The sequence below is a fragment of the Mariniluteicoccus endophyticus genome (assembly GCF_054780035.1).
In genome coordinates this window covers 36,664-52,062 of sequence record NZ_BAAGXC010000022.1, presented here as the reverse complement: position 1 = coordinate 52,062, position 15,399 = coordinate 36,664, and the positions used below count along the sequence as shown (strand labels likewise).

The 15,399-nt window shown below is 67.4% G+C and carries 6 protein-coding genes; 2 read left to right on the top strand and 4 right to left on the bottom strand.

Features of this window, described 5'->3' with window-relative positions; all coding sequences use genetic code 11:
• The 4 genes from drmA to drmD are packed head-to-tail and all read right to left on the bottom strand — an operon-like array spanning position 1 to position 10,839.
• Positions 1 to 3,666 carry a DISARM system helicase DrmA gene (gene drmA / locus ACYVGD_RS11530; protein ID WP_460743789.1) on the bottom strand — a complete coding sequence of 1,222 codons (3,666 nt, stop codon included), beginning with the start codon at positions 3,664 to 3,666 and terminating at the stop codon, positions 1 to 3.
• Positions 3,663 to 6,026 carry an Eco57I restriction-modification methylase domain-containing protein gene (locus tag ACYVGD_RS11525; protein WP_460743787.1) on the bottom strand — a complete coding sequence of 788 codons (2,364 nt, stop codon included), beginning with the start codon at positions 6,024 to 6,026 and terminating at the stop codon, positions 3,663 to 3,665. Before ACYVGD_RS11525 ends, drmA begins: the two co-directional genes overlap by 4 nt.
• 5 nt (positions 6,027 to 6,031) lie before the next feature.
• The gene (locus ACYVGD_RS11520; protein ID WP_460743786.1) at positions 6,032 to 7,684 is read right to left on the bottom strand and encodes a hypothetical protein; all 1,653 of its coding nucleotides are present in this window, start codon (positions 7,682 to 7,684) and stop codon (positions 6,032 to 6,034) included.
• The gene (drmD, locus tag ACYVGD_RS11515; protein ID WP_460743785.1) at positions 7,681 to 10,839 is read right to left on the bottom strand and encodes a DISARM system SNF2-like helicase DrmD; all 3,159 of its coding nucleotides are present in this window, start codon (positions 10,837 to 10,839) and stop codon (positions 7,681 to 7,683) included. Before drmD ends, ACYVGD_RS11520 begins: the two co-directional genes overlap by 4 nt.
• A gap of 350 nt (positions 10,840 to 11,189) precedes the next feature.
• Between drmD and gyrA the strand changes: the two genes are divergently transcribed.
• Entirely contained in the window at positions 11,190 to 13,877 is a 2,688-nt protein-coding gene (gene gyrA, locus ACYVGD_RS11510) for a DNA gyrase subunit A (RefSeq protein WP_460743784.1), read from the top strand.
• Positions 13,870 to 15,081 carry a DUF3566 domain-containing protein gene (locus ACYVGD_RS11505; protein ID WP_460743783.1) on the top strand — a complete coding sequence of 404 codons (1,212 nt, stop codon included), beginning with the start codon at positions 13,870 to 13,872 and terminating at the stop codon, positions 15,079 to 15,081. Before gyrA ends, ACYVGD_RS11505 begins: the two co-directional genes overlap by 8 nt.
• The last annotated feature ends 318 nt before the right edge of the window (positions 15,082 to 15,399 follow it).

Here is a 15,399-nt window from a genome sequence, read left to right as displayed (position 1 = left end):
TCAGTCGTCATCCTCCTGGGCGAAGACCCATCCGGGTGCGTTCAGTGGGGAGTGCAGGAGGATCCGGTCCGGGTCTGGTGAGACCAACAGATTGATCTCGGGCTGAACCTCGCGCATCGAGTTGGGCACGTCGAAGGGCGGTCCGGACAGACGGTGACGTTCGGCAGCCTGCTCTGCGGACATCATCAGGGGGTCCCAGCCGCCGGTGCGGGGCGTCTTCTCGTAGGCCAATCGTTTCTGCTGCGCGACCACGTCGGCGCGGCGCGCGCGCCACGCGGCCAGCCGCGCGGCCAGCCGCTGTCGCACCTGTTCGCCCTCCTGCTCGCCGGAGGCGAGGGTGGCGCGCTGGACCAGCCGTTCGGCCAGCTCGGCGAGCAGCTCCCAGTCCTGTTCCACCCGGTCCGCGCCGCGCTCCGGGGAGAGGCTGTCGACGCCGTCGGCTGCGGTGCTGACCCGGGCTGCGGCCACCAGCACCCCATCGATGCCACGGGTGATCGAGGTGGTGGAGTACGGCGTGACCGACAGTGCCTCGACCTGTGAGTAGAAGGTCTCGTGGTAGTGGCGGAAGCTCTCGAAGTGCGCCAGGTCTCGGGGTCGCGCCCAGTTGCCGAGTGAGACGACGAGGCCGGGGCGACGGGCGTCACGTCCGACGCGGGAGGAAGCCTGGATGTACTCGGCGGTGTTCTTGGGCTGTCCCACCAGCAGCATCAGGCCCAGCCGGGTGACGTCGACGCCCACCTGCAGCATGGAGGTGGCCAGCACTGCGTCGAGCGGTGCCGGGCCCTGCCGGTAGGTCACGGGTTGGTTGGCGCGGGCGGCCACCGATCGCGCGGTGCCAGCGGTGGCGGTGTCGTAGTCCGGGTCGAAGGGCAAGCCCAGCAGGTCCAGGGTGTTGGTGATGGCCGAGCTGTTGATGCGGCTGGTCAGCTCCTCGACGTTGAGCTGCTGGTGCCCGGTCCCGAAGCGGCGGGGGAGCTTTGACCAGTGCCGGCCCTTGACCAGGGCGGTCTCGACGTTGTCGTGGATGAGGCGGGTCATACCCGCGAGTTCCCGAGTGGCGTTGAAGTAGCCCACCAGGGTCATGTACGGATCCGCGGGCTCCCCGGCTCGGTTGAAGAGGAGCTGAGCGCCGGCCATCAGGACTTCGGCGATCCGAGTTTCGGCGGCGGTGAGCCGGACGCCTGAGGCGCAAACACCCAGGTACCGGCGTCCGGGGCGTTCCCGGCTGATCGGCACCTCCTTGCTGAAGTAGGTGTCGGCGGCGTCGAGCACCTGGGGCGGGAAAATCTCGGCCTTGCGGCCGTAGAGGCCGCGCACCTGGTCATTCGCGTTGCGGACGGTCGCCGACGAGGCCACGACCAGTGGTTGGGCGCGGCGCCCGTCGGGTAGTCGCCAGCTGGTGAGCTCGTTGATGGCCAGTTCGAAGAGTCCGACGGTGGTGCCCAGGGCACCGGTGATCAGGTGCAACTCGTCCTGGATGACCAGGTCCGGTGGGCGCAGCCGGCCGGTGGGGCGGACGGTGGCGGCGGGCAGGCCGTCGTTGGCGCGGTGGCCGCTGCCGGTGCAGCCAGCATCGTCGGGATGCACGTAGCCGTGGCGGCTGCAGCGCTGCGAGACCTGCCCGAACAGCGAGGCGGCGGAGCCCTCCCGGGCCAGGCGGGCGAACTTGTCGACGGTCGCGATCACCATGGCGGGGGTGAGGCGGTAGATCTCCTCGTCGACGGTGAGCACGGGCAGGCCCTCGGTCACCTCGCCGCCCTCGGAGAAGGGGCATTCGGCGAACTCGTTGGCGCAGCGTACATACACCCGGCCGGCGGTGGGGTTGGCCTTCACATCGCTGCGGGTCAGGGGCGTTCCGCACCAGGGGCAGCGCTTGATCTGCAGCACCGTGAGGCCGTGGTCGCGGTGCTGGTCGTGGGCACTGGTGATCTGTTCGTCAGCTTCCTTGACGGTCTTGGGCGAGACATTGGAGCCCACCCACAGGCCGATCCGGAAGGGGGTCTCGCCCCACAGCCGGGGGTTCTCCCGTCTGACCAGTTCGGCGGCGCACATCAGGGTGGAGGCGCGTTGGAACTGCTGCGCGGTGAGCAGCCGCAGCGTGTAGCGCATCAGCACGGCCAGACCGTCGGTGCCGTCGAGCCGGCCGTCAGGGGTGTCCAGGATGCCCTGACGGCGGCGGATGGCGAAGGTGAAGGCCGCCAGGCCCAGGTAGGCCTCGGTCTTGCCACCACCGGTGGGGAAGAAGAGCAGTTCCACCTGTGCCAGGTCCGGATTGGAGCGGTAGCTGTTGCCGGGGTCGCACATCGCGGGGATCTGCAGCAGGACGAAGGCCAGCTGGAACAGGCGCCAGCTGTGTGCCTTCGGCCCATCGGCCTTGACCTTGGCGACGGCCTCGTCGATTCCCAGGTCGGGTTCGCGGGAGCGGAGCTCGGCCACCTGGCTGTGGATGCGCTGGTCTGCCATCACCCGGTTCATGAAGGCGAAGCACTGCCGGGCGGTGTCGTCGTTCACCAGGAAGGTGATGCTGCGTTCCAGGCGGTCGGCGACGTGGGCGGCGTCCTCGATCGCCTCTTCGGCCACTGGGCGCAGGTGTTCGGGCAGCTCGGCGGCAAGGGCGCGCTGACCGTCGAGCCAGCGTCGGTAGTCGTCGACGACGGGGGTCAGGCCGGCGCGTAGCTCGTCGGGGTCTGCGGCGGCCAGGCGCACCATGTCGGTGAGAACCAGCGGGTTGGTGAGAGCCTCCACCTGTGGGGTCTCGCTGGTGGGCAGCCAGGTGGTCCAGACGCGGTCTGCCCTGCGCGTGCCGGCGACTTCGTGCCAGTCCACGGAGCAGGTACGCCCGGCCGCGAACTCGAGCCGGTTGCGGTATTGCAGCTCCAGCCGTGAGCTCTCCAGGTCCCCGGTGTCCGGCACCGGATCGGTCAGCGGGTCCCGGACGGGGAGGAAGACGGCGCCCTGCTCGGCCTCGACGGAGAGCCTGGTCTGGAAGAGCCAGGCATTGACCGGGATACGCGCGGGGGTGTCGGTGTCGTTGCACAGGGCGAGTTCCACCAGGCGTTGCGAGCCGTGGGTGCGCAGCTCCACCTGCAGCACCGCGGCCCCCTCCAGGGGATAGCCGGGCGCGGGCCCGTCGGGCAGGGTGGCGAGCGGGATGGTGACGGTGCGGTCCACCGGGGTGCGGTGGAACTCCGTCCTGCGACGCCCGGCCTCCTCGGTCTCCACCTGACGCGAGTGGTAGACGCCCCAGGAGGCATGGACGGTGATGCTGGGCTGATCCACCGGCACTTGACAACGCAACCCCATGGAGGCGGGGATCATCAATCCGCGCCGAGGCGCTTGGTCCTCGGCGGCGTCCTCTTCGCTATCGACGGGGGTGTCGTCGATGCTGGCCACGGGGACGCCGGTGGAGGTGCGGGCATCCGAGGCGTCGCCCACCTCGTCAGAATCGCCCTCGGTCTGCGGGTCATCCATGGTGCGCTGGATGCGCTTGGGGGCGATCCGTCCCACGACATACGCGACATCCGGTGAGACGGAGAGCACCTCGTGGTCGCCGTAGAGCGGGCCGTGGATCTCGCGCTGCAGGATCTCCGCCAGGTTCTCCCGGACCGCCCACGAGGTGCCGTCCAGCGCTTCGGTGAGTTCGTACTCCAACGGTGGGGTGCTCATTCCTCGTCCTCGTCATCGGGGGTGGGTACCGGGGCGTCGCCCTGCGCGGCGGCCCGACGGTGGTTCTCCTCCAGCAACCGGTCCAGGATCTCCACCCGGGCCGCGGGCGACACGGTCCAGCGGGTCATCTGGCGATAGGTGTGGAAGCCATGGTCCAGTGGTACGTCGTCCCAGCCGTAGGCGGCCATCACGGCTTGATCGAGCTCGACGTGGATCTGCCGCAGCCGGGCCACATCCGGGTCGAAACCGTCCGACACCTCTTCGTCATTGACCAGGTTGTACAACTTGGTCAGCCCGAGTTCGCGGCGCAGCATGATCTCGCGCCGCTGGGTGTCCAGGGTGTGGCCGATAGCTTCCACCTCGGGGGTCTCCTGCGGGCGTGGGAAGGTCTCGAAGACATCGGAGGGTGTGTAGCGCACACGGGTCTCCAAGGTGGAGCCGTACGTGATGCCCCAGATTTGGTGCAGCGAGGACGACAGCACCGCCTGCTGGGCGTAGGAGTCCGTGGCGAAGACCACCGTGGCTTCACTAAGCACTTGTCCGGTAGTGACCCGCAGTGGCATCACCGTCTTGCTGACGCGAGCGATCACCAGCACCTCGTCGAGGTCCGCGACGGCCCTCCGCAGCGCGGGGCGTGCATTCCAGAACTTCCACCATTCATTCACCATGCGCGGGTACTTCCTCACGTCCTTGGTGGAGCGCTCCGGGTAGACGTGCTCGCGGGCATGACGCCATGGCAGCCGATAGGAACGGGCATCCGCCTCGGGCATCTCATTGAAGTCGATCACCCAGCGGCTGGCGGAGGCATCTGGCCGCGAGTTGAGGTCTTCGCCATTGAGATAGGGGAAGAGCACCTCGGCATTGCGCGGGTTCTCCGCGAGCCACGCGGTGGCCTCCTCGGGCCCCAAGACGAATCCCTTGCCGAGGACGATGCATCCCTGGAAGGCCAAGCCCACATTCTCAGGTAGCCGGATCGGTTGGCCCAAAATCCGCCCCTCGGCTTCCAGCAGGGTGGAGATTGAACCTACGGGCAGGTCATCGGCAATGCGCTCGCTTCCTGCGCTCACGTCTCCGAAGTTGCCCCAGACCGCGGCATACTCCAGGTTTGCGCTGGCCGCCGGCCAGGACCGGCTCTGGATTGCGCGGGTGATCGTGAAGCCACTGGCGACCAGCTGGTCCAGCCCCACCTCCCGAGTGTCACCCTGGGCCACGGTATTGGTGGCGATCAGTCCCAAGGTTCCGGTCGGCTTCAGGATGTCTCGGGCTCGCAGGAAGAAGTAGGCGACCAGATCTCCGTTGCCGGATCGTCCAGCGAGAACATTAGTAATCCACAGCCGGAAGGTGTCACCCATTGCCGGAGAGATTTTCTTGCCGCCGAGGAAGGGTGGGTTTCCCACCACGGCGTCGAAACCGCCATCGGTGAAGACGTCGGCAAAGGCAATCGGCCAGTGCAGGCACTGCCAGCGTTCGTAGTCGGTGGTGACGCCGGGGGTGAGGCCGTCGGCCAAGATCTGGTCCAGCGCCGTGCGATCACCGGCGCCCTCGGGGTCGTAGGCATCGTTCACAGCCATGCGAAGTGCGGCGTAGGCATTGTCCAGCGCCGTACCGGGCTTTCCTCCCAGCCGGAGACCGGCGGCCACGACGCCGTCGGCCACATCGCGCAGCTTGGCGATCTCCCGGTTGTAGCGGCGCCACTGGTCTTCCTTCGCCGCGCGGGAACGCATCGGGTCATCATTGTCGATGGTGCTGTCCAGATCCTGCCGGATCCTGATGGCCTTGCGCACGCTCCCGTCAATGTCCACCACGCTCTCGTAACCGGAGGCCGTCTGGTCGAACAAGTGCCTGTCCGGGGCCCTGCCCGGATCAATGTGCAGGGCGCGCAGCTGCGCCAGATGAGTGATGCCCAGTAGCGAGTTGCCCACCAAGAGCTTATCGTCCACGAAACTGAACGGCTTCTTGGGGTCCAACGAGACCAGCCACAGGGAGAGCTTGCACATCTCGATGGCCATCTCATTGATGTCCACCCCATAGAGGCATTTGGCCACCACCAGACGCAGCGCGTCGAGTCGCTGCTGCTCCGGCGTGCCGATGCCGCGGCCGCTCTCGGCCCAAGCCTCCACCAGCTTGTCAGCCAAGTACCGGGCCGCGGCCACCAGGAAGGCCCCCGATCCGCAGGCGATGTCGGCCACCTTCAGGCCCAGGATCTCCTCCGGGGACTTCAACTGCCACAAGGCGCGGTCCGCGGTCTGGTGCGGACCCGGCTGGTAGATCAAGGGCTCCAAGGCGTGCCGCACCACTTCCTCAGCCAGGGCACGCGGGGTGTAGTGGGCGCCGGCATTCTTGCGCGAGGGGGTCTCCACCACTATCAGGCCGCCAGGCAGGTTGGTCGGTCGCGCAGGTCACGGCGGATCGCGCCCAGCCAAGTGCGCAGCTCGTCCTGCAGGCCTCCGTCGGTGGTCAGGGCGCGCAGCGCTAGGTCATCCTCGGCCGTCGGGGAGTCGCTGGCCGCCAGGGCCTTCGTCAGTTGCCCCACTGTCGAGGCCATCGCGGATGGCTGGTTCTCCTTCACCCACGCCAGGATCGCCGTCGCCAGTGCTTTGTCCGACGTGTGCTGCTCGGCCAGGTCGTTGAGGACGTCGAGCGGCACCTCCGGTTCGGAACCACTGCGCCCGATCAGCCCCACCACCGTCTCGGTGGCGAAGCGGCAGGTGTAGCCCAGCAGGCCCTCGTAGATGTAGCCAATCTGCTCCACGTCGATGTCACGGAAGGAGATCGGACGCTTGCCCTGACCCTTGATCTCGGTCATCTGCAGGGCATCCAGCACGTGCATCATCACCCGGTCATTGACCCGCAACGCCAGGGTGCCACGCGCGGTGACGGCCGTCAGGAAACCGAGACGATCCTGGGCGAAGAGCGAGCCGCCATAGGCGGGAAGCCGCATGTCCTCGAAGGAGGCACCCTCACTGAGCGCCTTCGCCGTGGCCTGCAGCCGGTGCCACACCTGCCACGTGGAATCCAGCGACTCGTGGGAGTCCTGCTCCGCCCGGCGGTGCAACTCCTCGCGCTGGCCCGTCAGGCCATACGCCTGACTGAACAGCTCGCCCTGCGGGAGCAGGTTGCGTTCCTCCGCAAAGAGCAGGAAGACCATCCGCATCATGGTGGCCACCACCGCGGCATAGATCTCGTCGCCGTCGTCCGGTAGTGGGCTCGGCTCACCCTGGGCTTTCGCCTCCGTAACGGCCTCAGAGAAGGCCTGCACCAGCAGCTCCACGGCGCGCCGCACCTGGCTGCCCAGCGCCTCGGTGATCTCCTCCGCTGATGCCACCGAGTTCACGAACATCTGCGCCAGACGATCCTCCGCGGCGCCGCCGGCCAGTCGCTTGGGGCCCAACAGCTCCGCGAAGGCATCACGCACCTGCGCGTCCTCCACCCACGTCTGGGAGTCGGTGATGCCGGAAGCCACCGTGCGGCCCGGGGGCGCACTGACCATGGCCCACCAACGTCCATCGGTCACTACACCCACCGGCGCCTTCGCCGCACGCAGCAGCAGCTCCATCCGGTCGATCTGGTCCGCGGCCCAGCCATCCGTGCCCGGTGCTCGCAGCGAATCCACCGGATCCACCACCAGCACGAGCGCCGCTCGCGTGTCGCCGCGACGGAAGGCGTAGGTGCTGGTCACCTCGACGCGCAGATCAGGGGACTGCACCCCGACGCTGTCGTCGGGCACCAGGTGCTGTCCCCAACCAAAGACCGAACCCAGGATGTGGGACACCCACGCGTCGCGCGCCGCGCGCACGACGTCGAGCTGTTGCGGGCTGGCCTGCCAGACATCCCAGCCCTTCTCGAAGGCAGCCTTGGCCACCTTGAAGGCGGTCTGTTCCGCCGAGGTCAGAGAGTTGCTGAAGCCCTGTCGATAGACGCGCTTCAGCTCCGGCACCGACAAGAAGGGGCCATCCATGTCCACCAGCTGCAGCCAGTCGCGGTGGTCAAAGGTTCCCGTGCGGCCACGTGCCCTCATCGCTGGCCACCCCACTGCTCGGCATCGGTCGCGGTCAGGGCGAAGACCAACGCCACCTGGGAGACATACGGCCTCACGTCGGTGTAGCGGGCCCGGATGGCCGCGAGTTCGCGAGACTGCTCGTCCTGCAACGAATCCAGACGCCTCTCCATGGTTCGCAGATCCCTCATGCGTTGGTCACGCTGGTCGTCGGCCAGCGGCAGCTGCTCCTCGTCCTCCGCGCGCAGCCGACGGATGGAATCGGTCAGGACACGTCGGAAGTTCGTGAAGATGTGCTCCGCACGCTCCAGGTCGGCGGCCTGGCGCCGCTCGAGCTGTGACTCGACCCGTTCCTGGTGTGCCTGGGCTCGTCGATCGACAGCCGACTTCAGCCGTTCCCGCAGACGAGAGCCGGGAGCATTCCACGCCTGTGCCAGATGAGCTCTCACCCCACCGTCCGCCATGGCCTCGGAGCCCGGCCCGCCCGGGTCGAGCGCCCTGTCCAGCAAGGCCAACACCTTGTCCTCCGCCAGGTCCTGGGCGCCGATGCGGACGCCGGTCACGAAGACCTCCTCATGCAGCCGCAGGCCACCACGGCCCACCAGCACCAGACGCGAGACAGCGGCGACGCAGGAACGATCCAGCTCGGGCAGGACGGTCGCCGCCACCCGGTTGATCTGCGAGGTGTCCGCCACCAGCGCATTGCGCAGCAACCGTGCCGAACGTTGCAGGAGGGGATGACCCAGATGGATGGCCACCAGGTCATCGCGCTGCGACCCCGTCTCGGGATCGATCAAGGCCTTGCGGTCGAAGGTGACCGGACGCGGACGCGCATCCAGCCGCGTGGAGAGCCCCTCCAAGGACTTGTGCCAACGCGTACTCAGCTGCGGCACCTCGAAGACGGGACTGTTCGTGCGCTCGTCGCCAACGGGGACCAGTTCCGGCTGGCGCGAAAGCCGCAGGGCCGTGTTCACCACCCGTTCGGTGTTCGCCGGGCTCAGGTGCAGGTCCCGCTGCTTGTCCTCATAGGAGCGGCTCAATTCATCCAGTTGCTTGTTCAGCTCCTGCTCACCGGCCAAGGTCTTGTTGATCAGCATGGTGTCGCGGCTGCTCACCGGGGCCTTGCGGCCATTGCGAGGCGCGAAGCGGGACTGGATCTCGTGGTCGATGACCGCATTCATGGAGCCGAGCTCCTCGGCGGCCGTGCCCACCTTGTGCGCGATGCGCGCCAGGAAGTCGATGTCTGCCGCAAAGGTGGAGGCCGTCCGCTCCGGCACGAAATGGAAGACCTCAGGGGCCTCGCTCTGCCCATAACGGTCGATGCGGCCGATGCGCTGCTCCAGACGAGCTGGATTCCATGGGATGTCGAAGTTCACCAGCCGATGGCAGTAGGACTGCAGGTCGATGCCCTCACCGGCGGAGTCCGTCGCCAGCAGAACCCTGACCGGTTGCTCGGCGGGATTCGCGCTGAACCGTTGCCGGATGACCTCGCGTGCCTCGGTGTCCGTGGCACCCTCGATCACGGCCAGCCGACCATCCTTGTAGCCCTTGGAGACGAGGACATCCCGGATCCAGTGCAGGGTGTCCGCGTACTCCGTGAAGACCACCACCCGCTCATTGGTCCACTTCCCATCCGGGCGACAGACGGCGTCAAGGAAGTCGAGCAGGGCCTGCAGGCGCGCGTCCGGCCGGGCCTCGTGACCGATCCCCCAGGTGATCAACTCCTCCAGATCCTTTGGACTGGCCGCCGCCAGCGGGTTCATCCCTCTCCGCTGCTGCAGCGCCAGGAACTCCGGATGCTCCTCCAGCCCTTCCTCCTCGTCGCTCTGCTCGCTGCCCAGGGTCTCCCGCAGCACCTCGTCATCGTCGTCGAACAGACGTGCATGCAGCGAGAGAGGAAGCGCAGAGTTCTGGAAGGAGGCCAACGTTCGGCCAAACGCAACCGGTGAGGACAGGAAACGCTTCTTCAGCAACATGGAGACCAGGTCCCCGCCACTTCGATCACCGTTCAGGCGACGGCTGGCCGCAAGCAACGATGACAGCTTCTCGAACTTCTCCTGCTCGTCATCCCCGGGCGTCACCACGATCTTCTTGATCTGGCGTGCCTTGAAGCTCTTGGAGGTGATCTCACCCTTCAACCGGCGAACCGTGACGGCTCGCAGAGCCTCCTCATCGAGGTCCGCGCCCCGACTGAAGCGACGGTCGTCGATCATCTCCAACAAGGCCGTGAAGGACTCCGAGTGGCCATTGTGCGGAGTGGCGCTCAGGAACAGCCGGTGCTCGCACTTCTCGGCGAGCTCACGCGTGAAGATGGTTCGCTGGCTGTCCACGGCGTACCCGCGTGCCTCAGCGCTGGTGGGACGCGACGGCGCAATGTGGTGTGCCTCGTCGACGACCAACACATCGAAGGCGAACCGGCGTGCCGAGTTGTTCTCCTCGAGATCCGAGTAGACATCGCGGAGGAGACGTTGGGCGCGCGGAGATCGCAGCCACGCCATGGAGACGATGACCCGCGAGTAGAGCCGGAACGGATTGGCATCCAGGCCATGGCTGCGACGCAGGTCCGCCATGCAAGCCGAATTCACGATGGTGAAGTCCAGACCGAATTTGTCCCGCATCTCGTCCTGCCACTTCAGGGACAGGCTGGGCGGGCAGAGGATCACGACGCTGCGCGCCCGATGGCGCAGCAACAACTCCTGGATGACCAAGCCTGCCTCGATGGTCTTGCCGAGACCCACGTCGTCGGCCAGCAGGAGGTTCGTGCGGGGAGACTGCAGGGCACGTCGCAGTGGCTCCAGCTGGTAGGCCTCCACATTCGCGCCGGAACGGAAGGGTGCCTGGTAGGAGCGGTCGTCCGCAGACGTCACGGCGCCCCACCGCACCGCATCCACGATGGCACCCAACGTGTCCGGATCGTCGAAGCCGTCCGCCGCGATGGTTTCCGGCAGCCCCTGGTCGGGAGCCAGGCTGTGACCCACCTCCAGCTCCCAGATGACGCGCAGCTCGTCGCCCAGGCTGTCCTCCCCCAGGCTCTGCAGCGTGACCACATGCTGCAGGCCAGCGACGGCCTCGTCGGCCGATGAACGCGTCAGGCCCTGGCGCTGCACGTCCGTGACGGCCCACGTGGTGCCCCGCACCTCGACCACCCGGCCGGGTTGTGGAACGGCGGGAGCCACGGGAGCAGGGTTGGGCACGGCCGTCACCGCAGAACCTCCTCGTCGGGTTGTGAGACCAACTCAACCATGAAGCGGTCGGTTTGTGGACACTTCCGCCGTCACGCGGCGCACCTCTCGGTGAACGGACGCAGGTCAGCGGTCTGGTCGGCCGATCTGGGTCTGTTCCGTGCGCTGGACCCGACGGGAGTGACGAGTCTTGGTGGCCAGTTCGATCAAGGGCTCCACAGCGCGTTCTGACCGCCGCGACCCTCGGTCGCGTACCCCACCACGCCGGGCGCGATCCGCGTGCGTACGCCGCGATCCGATAGGATTCAAAGGATGGCCAAGCGCATGCACGGTGAGGGAGCCCGATGACCGACATCCCCGACGAGCCGACGAACCCCGAGACGGAGTCGACCGTCGACGAGATCATCCCCCCTGAGAAGGGCACGACCCAGCCGGTCGACCTCCAGGACGAGATCCAGAAGTCCTACCTCGACTACGCGATGTCGGTGATCGTCGGGCGCGCGCTGCCCGACGTCCGTGACGGCCTCAAGCCGGTCCACCGCCGCGTCATCTACGCGATGTACGACGGCGGCTACCGCCCCGACCGCGGCTGGAACAAGTGCTCGCGAGTCGTCGGCGAGGTCATGGGCCTCTACCACCCCCACGGCGACTCCGCGATCTACGACACCCTCGTCCGACTCGCGCAGCCGTGGGCGATGCGCGCGCCGCTGGTGTCGGGCCAGGGCAACTTCGGCTCGCCCGGCGACGACAAGGCCGCCGCCATGCGATACACCGAGTGCAAGATGGCGCCGCTGGCCATGGAGATGGTCCGCGACATCGACGAGGACACCGTCGACTTCAAGCCGAACTACGACAACCGCGAGCAGGAGCCGGTCGTGCTCCCCGCGCGCTTCCCGAACCTGCTCGTCAACGGCTCGACCGGCATCGCGGTCGGCATGGCGACGAACATCCCGACCCACAACCTCCGCGAGGTCAACGACGCTGTCCAGTGGGCGCTGGCCAACCCCGAGGCCACCGACGAGGAGCTGCTCGAGGTCGCGATCCAGAAGATCCAGGGTCCCGACTTCCCCAACGGCGCGCTGATCGTGGGCCGCTCCGGCATCGAGCAGGCCTACCGCACCGGCCGCGGCTCCGTGACCATGCGCGCGGTCATCGACATCGAGGAGGACGCGAAGGGTCGCCAGACACTGGTGATCACCGAGCTCCCCTACATGTGCAACCCCGACCGCCTCGCGGTGAAGATCGCCGAGCTGGTCAACGCCGGCAAGATCAACGGAATCGCCGACATCCGCGACGACTCGTCGGGCCGCACCGGCCAGCGCCTCGTCGTCGTGCTGAAGCGCGACGCCCAGCCGCGCGTGGTGATGAACAACCTCTACAAGCACACCCAGCTGCAGGACACGTTCGGCTGCAACATGCTGGCCCTGGTCGACGAGGTCCCGCGTACGCTGCGGCTCGACCAATTCATCTCCTACTGGATCAGGCACCAGATCGAGGTCATCCAGAGGCGTACGCGCTTTCGCCTCGCGAAGGCCGAGGCCGACGCCCACATCTACCGCGGACTGGTCAAGGCGCTCGACGCGCTCGACGAGGTCATCGCCCTCATCCGCCGCTCGCCGAACACCGACGAGGCGCGCGAGGGCCTGAAGCAGCTCCTCGACATCGACGACATCCAGGCGACCGCGATCCTCGACATGCAGCTGCGCCGCCTCGCCGCGCTGGAGCGCCAGAAGATCATCGACCGCCTCGCCGAGCTCGAGCGCATCATCGCCGACCTCAAGGACATCCTCGCCAACGAGATGCGCCAGCGGAAGATCATCGCCGACGAGCTCCAGGAGATCGTCGACAAGTACGGCGACGAGCGCCGCACGAAGATCATCTCCGCCGACGGCGACCTGTCCGACGAGGACTTCATCCCCGACGACGACGTTGTGGTGACCATCACCCAGGGCGGGTACGCCAAGCGCACGCGTACAGACCTGTACCGCGTCCAGAAGCGCGGCGGCCGTGGCGTACGCGGTGCCGCGCTCAAGGCGGACGACGAGGTCGCCCACCTGTTCACCACCACCAACCACCACTGGATCCTGTTCTTCACGAACATGGGCCGCGTCTATCGCGCCAAGGTGTGGCAGCTGCCCGAGGCCAACCGCGACGGCCGCGGCTCCCACGTGGCGGGCCTGCTCAGCTTCCTGCCGGACGAACACATCGCGCAGGTGTTGACGCTGCGCACCTACGAGGACGCGCCCTACCTCTTGCTGGCCACGAAGAACGGCCTGGTCAAGAAGACGGCGCTGACCGCGTACGACTCGCCGCGCCAGGCCGGCGTCATCGCCGTGAACTTCCGCGACGGGGACGACCGTCTCATCGGCGCCGGTCTGTGCGCCGCCGAGGACGACGTGTTGCTGATCTCGACCAAGGGCCAGGCGATCCGCTTCTCGGCCGCCGACGACCAGCTGCGCCCGATGGGCCGCGCCACGTCCGGTGTGACCGGCATGAAGTTCCGTGAGGGCGACGCGCTGCTGTCGATGGCGATCATCGACGCCGACCTGCCCGAGGACGACCGCTTCGTGTTCACCGTCACCGACGGCGGGTACGCCAAGCGCACCGCCGTCTCCGAATATCGCCAGCAGGGCCGTGGTGGCCTGGGTATCAAGGCGATGAAGCTCAACGAGGACCGTGGTTCGCTCGTCGGGGGCCTGGTCGTCCAGGAGCACGACGAGATCATCGCCATCAAGCGGTCCGGTCAGGTGACACGCAGCAACGTCGCCGACGTTCCTGCCAAGGGCCGTGACACGATGGGGGTCAAGTTCGTCGGTGTCAAGGGTGATGACGGGGTTCTCCTGATCGCGCTGAACCCGGAGGACCAGGTCGAGGAAGAGGCCGAACAGCTGGCCGACGGGAACGCTGAATCGACTGGGGCGTCCGACTCGGGGCAGACTGGGTCGTCGCACGAGGACAACAACGCCGAGGTCGACGGCGTCGACGAAGTGAACGCAGAGACCGCCGAGGCGGAGGAGGACAACCGTGAGTGACCCCAAGGACCCGGGCAACCAGCCGGGAGCCGCGGACGGTGACCCCACCATCCTGCGCAGCGCCAAGGACTTCTACGGCAACAAGCCGGAGCCCGAGCCCACGGCCTCCCGCGCCGACCGCCTGATGGGCCGCGCGAAGGGCGACTCGTCGTCCGGTGGGCAGGCGCGTCCAGCCCAGGCGCCCTCCGGTGCGACCCCGCAGCGCTCGTCGGGCCCCCTGCAGAGCGGCGGTTCGACGCAGTCCGCGCCTCCGCAGCGTACCGCCGGACAGTCGGGTCCCTCGCGCACCGCCGGCTCGGCGCCCAGCGCCAGCGACCATCCCATGACCACGACCGAGCGTGTCGCTGCGTCCAAGCCCCGCGCCGCGACCGATCAGGGCAAGCAGGGCTCGGGCCGTCCGGGCTTCGTCACCCCCGCCGCGGGTGCTGCGGCCGGGGCGGCTTCGGGTGCCGCGACGAAGGGTGCTCCCGGCTCGACCGGTGAGGACTCCGGGCCCGCCGACGAGCGCACCCAGCTGACCCGTCCGCGCACGGGTGAGGTGGTCAATCAGGGTGAGGCGGCCAGGCCGGGTGCCACAGACAAGGCCAACAAGGGTGACAAGCCCGGCGTGGGCGGCAAGGCCGCAGCGGCGAGCGCGACGCTCGGTGCTGCGGGTGGCGCCCTGGCCTCGCGCCTGAAGGGTCTGCGCGGCGGCGCCGGTGAGGGTACGCGTACGGGGGAGGCGGCCACCGCCGTCCCGCGCCCCTCGTCGAAGGAAGATTCCAGTGAACCGAGCGGCGTCCCGTCGAGCACGACGGGCACGCAGCCGGCGGTCCGGCGCAGCGGCGCCCGGCGTACGCGAAAGGCGCGTCTGCGCCTGGCGCAGATCGATCCATGGTCGGTCATGAAGACGGCATTCCTGTTCTCGGTCGCCGCCGGCATCGTCCTGTGGGTCGCCACCGGCACGGTGTGGGCGGTCATCGGCAGCTCGGGCATCTTCGACTCACTGAACTCGATGATCGGCTCGATCATCCAGACTCCTGGCGACGACACCCCCTTCCGCATCCAGGACTACGTCGACACCAACCGGGTGATGGGAACGGCGGCGTTGATCGCCGTCATCGACGTCGTCATCTTCACTGCGCTCGCGACGCTGGCGGCGTTCTTGTACAACTTGGCGTCGGCGATGATCGGCGGCCTCGAAGTCACGCTCGCCGAAGACTGACTCCTGCGCTCTCCGCGGCTGGGCCTCCTCACGGAGGCCCAGCCGTCGTGTTTTAGGCCTGATATTGATTAGCGATGTGATTGATTCCGTAATCACTTGTTGAAGAAATGATGCGGAACGAAGGGTTAACCATAGAGATTTACGCTGTCCCCACAGTGAATTCGTGTTCCGTGTGTCGATAAATATCCCGCATTGCGGGGCGTCATGTCGACAATTTGGGACTCAAGAAAACCACGTGTTTTCATGGTCCGGGCCGCCCCACCGCGGCTTTATGTGCGAATAAGGGATTTCTATGGTTGTTCGGTGCTCCGGTCCGGT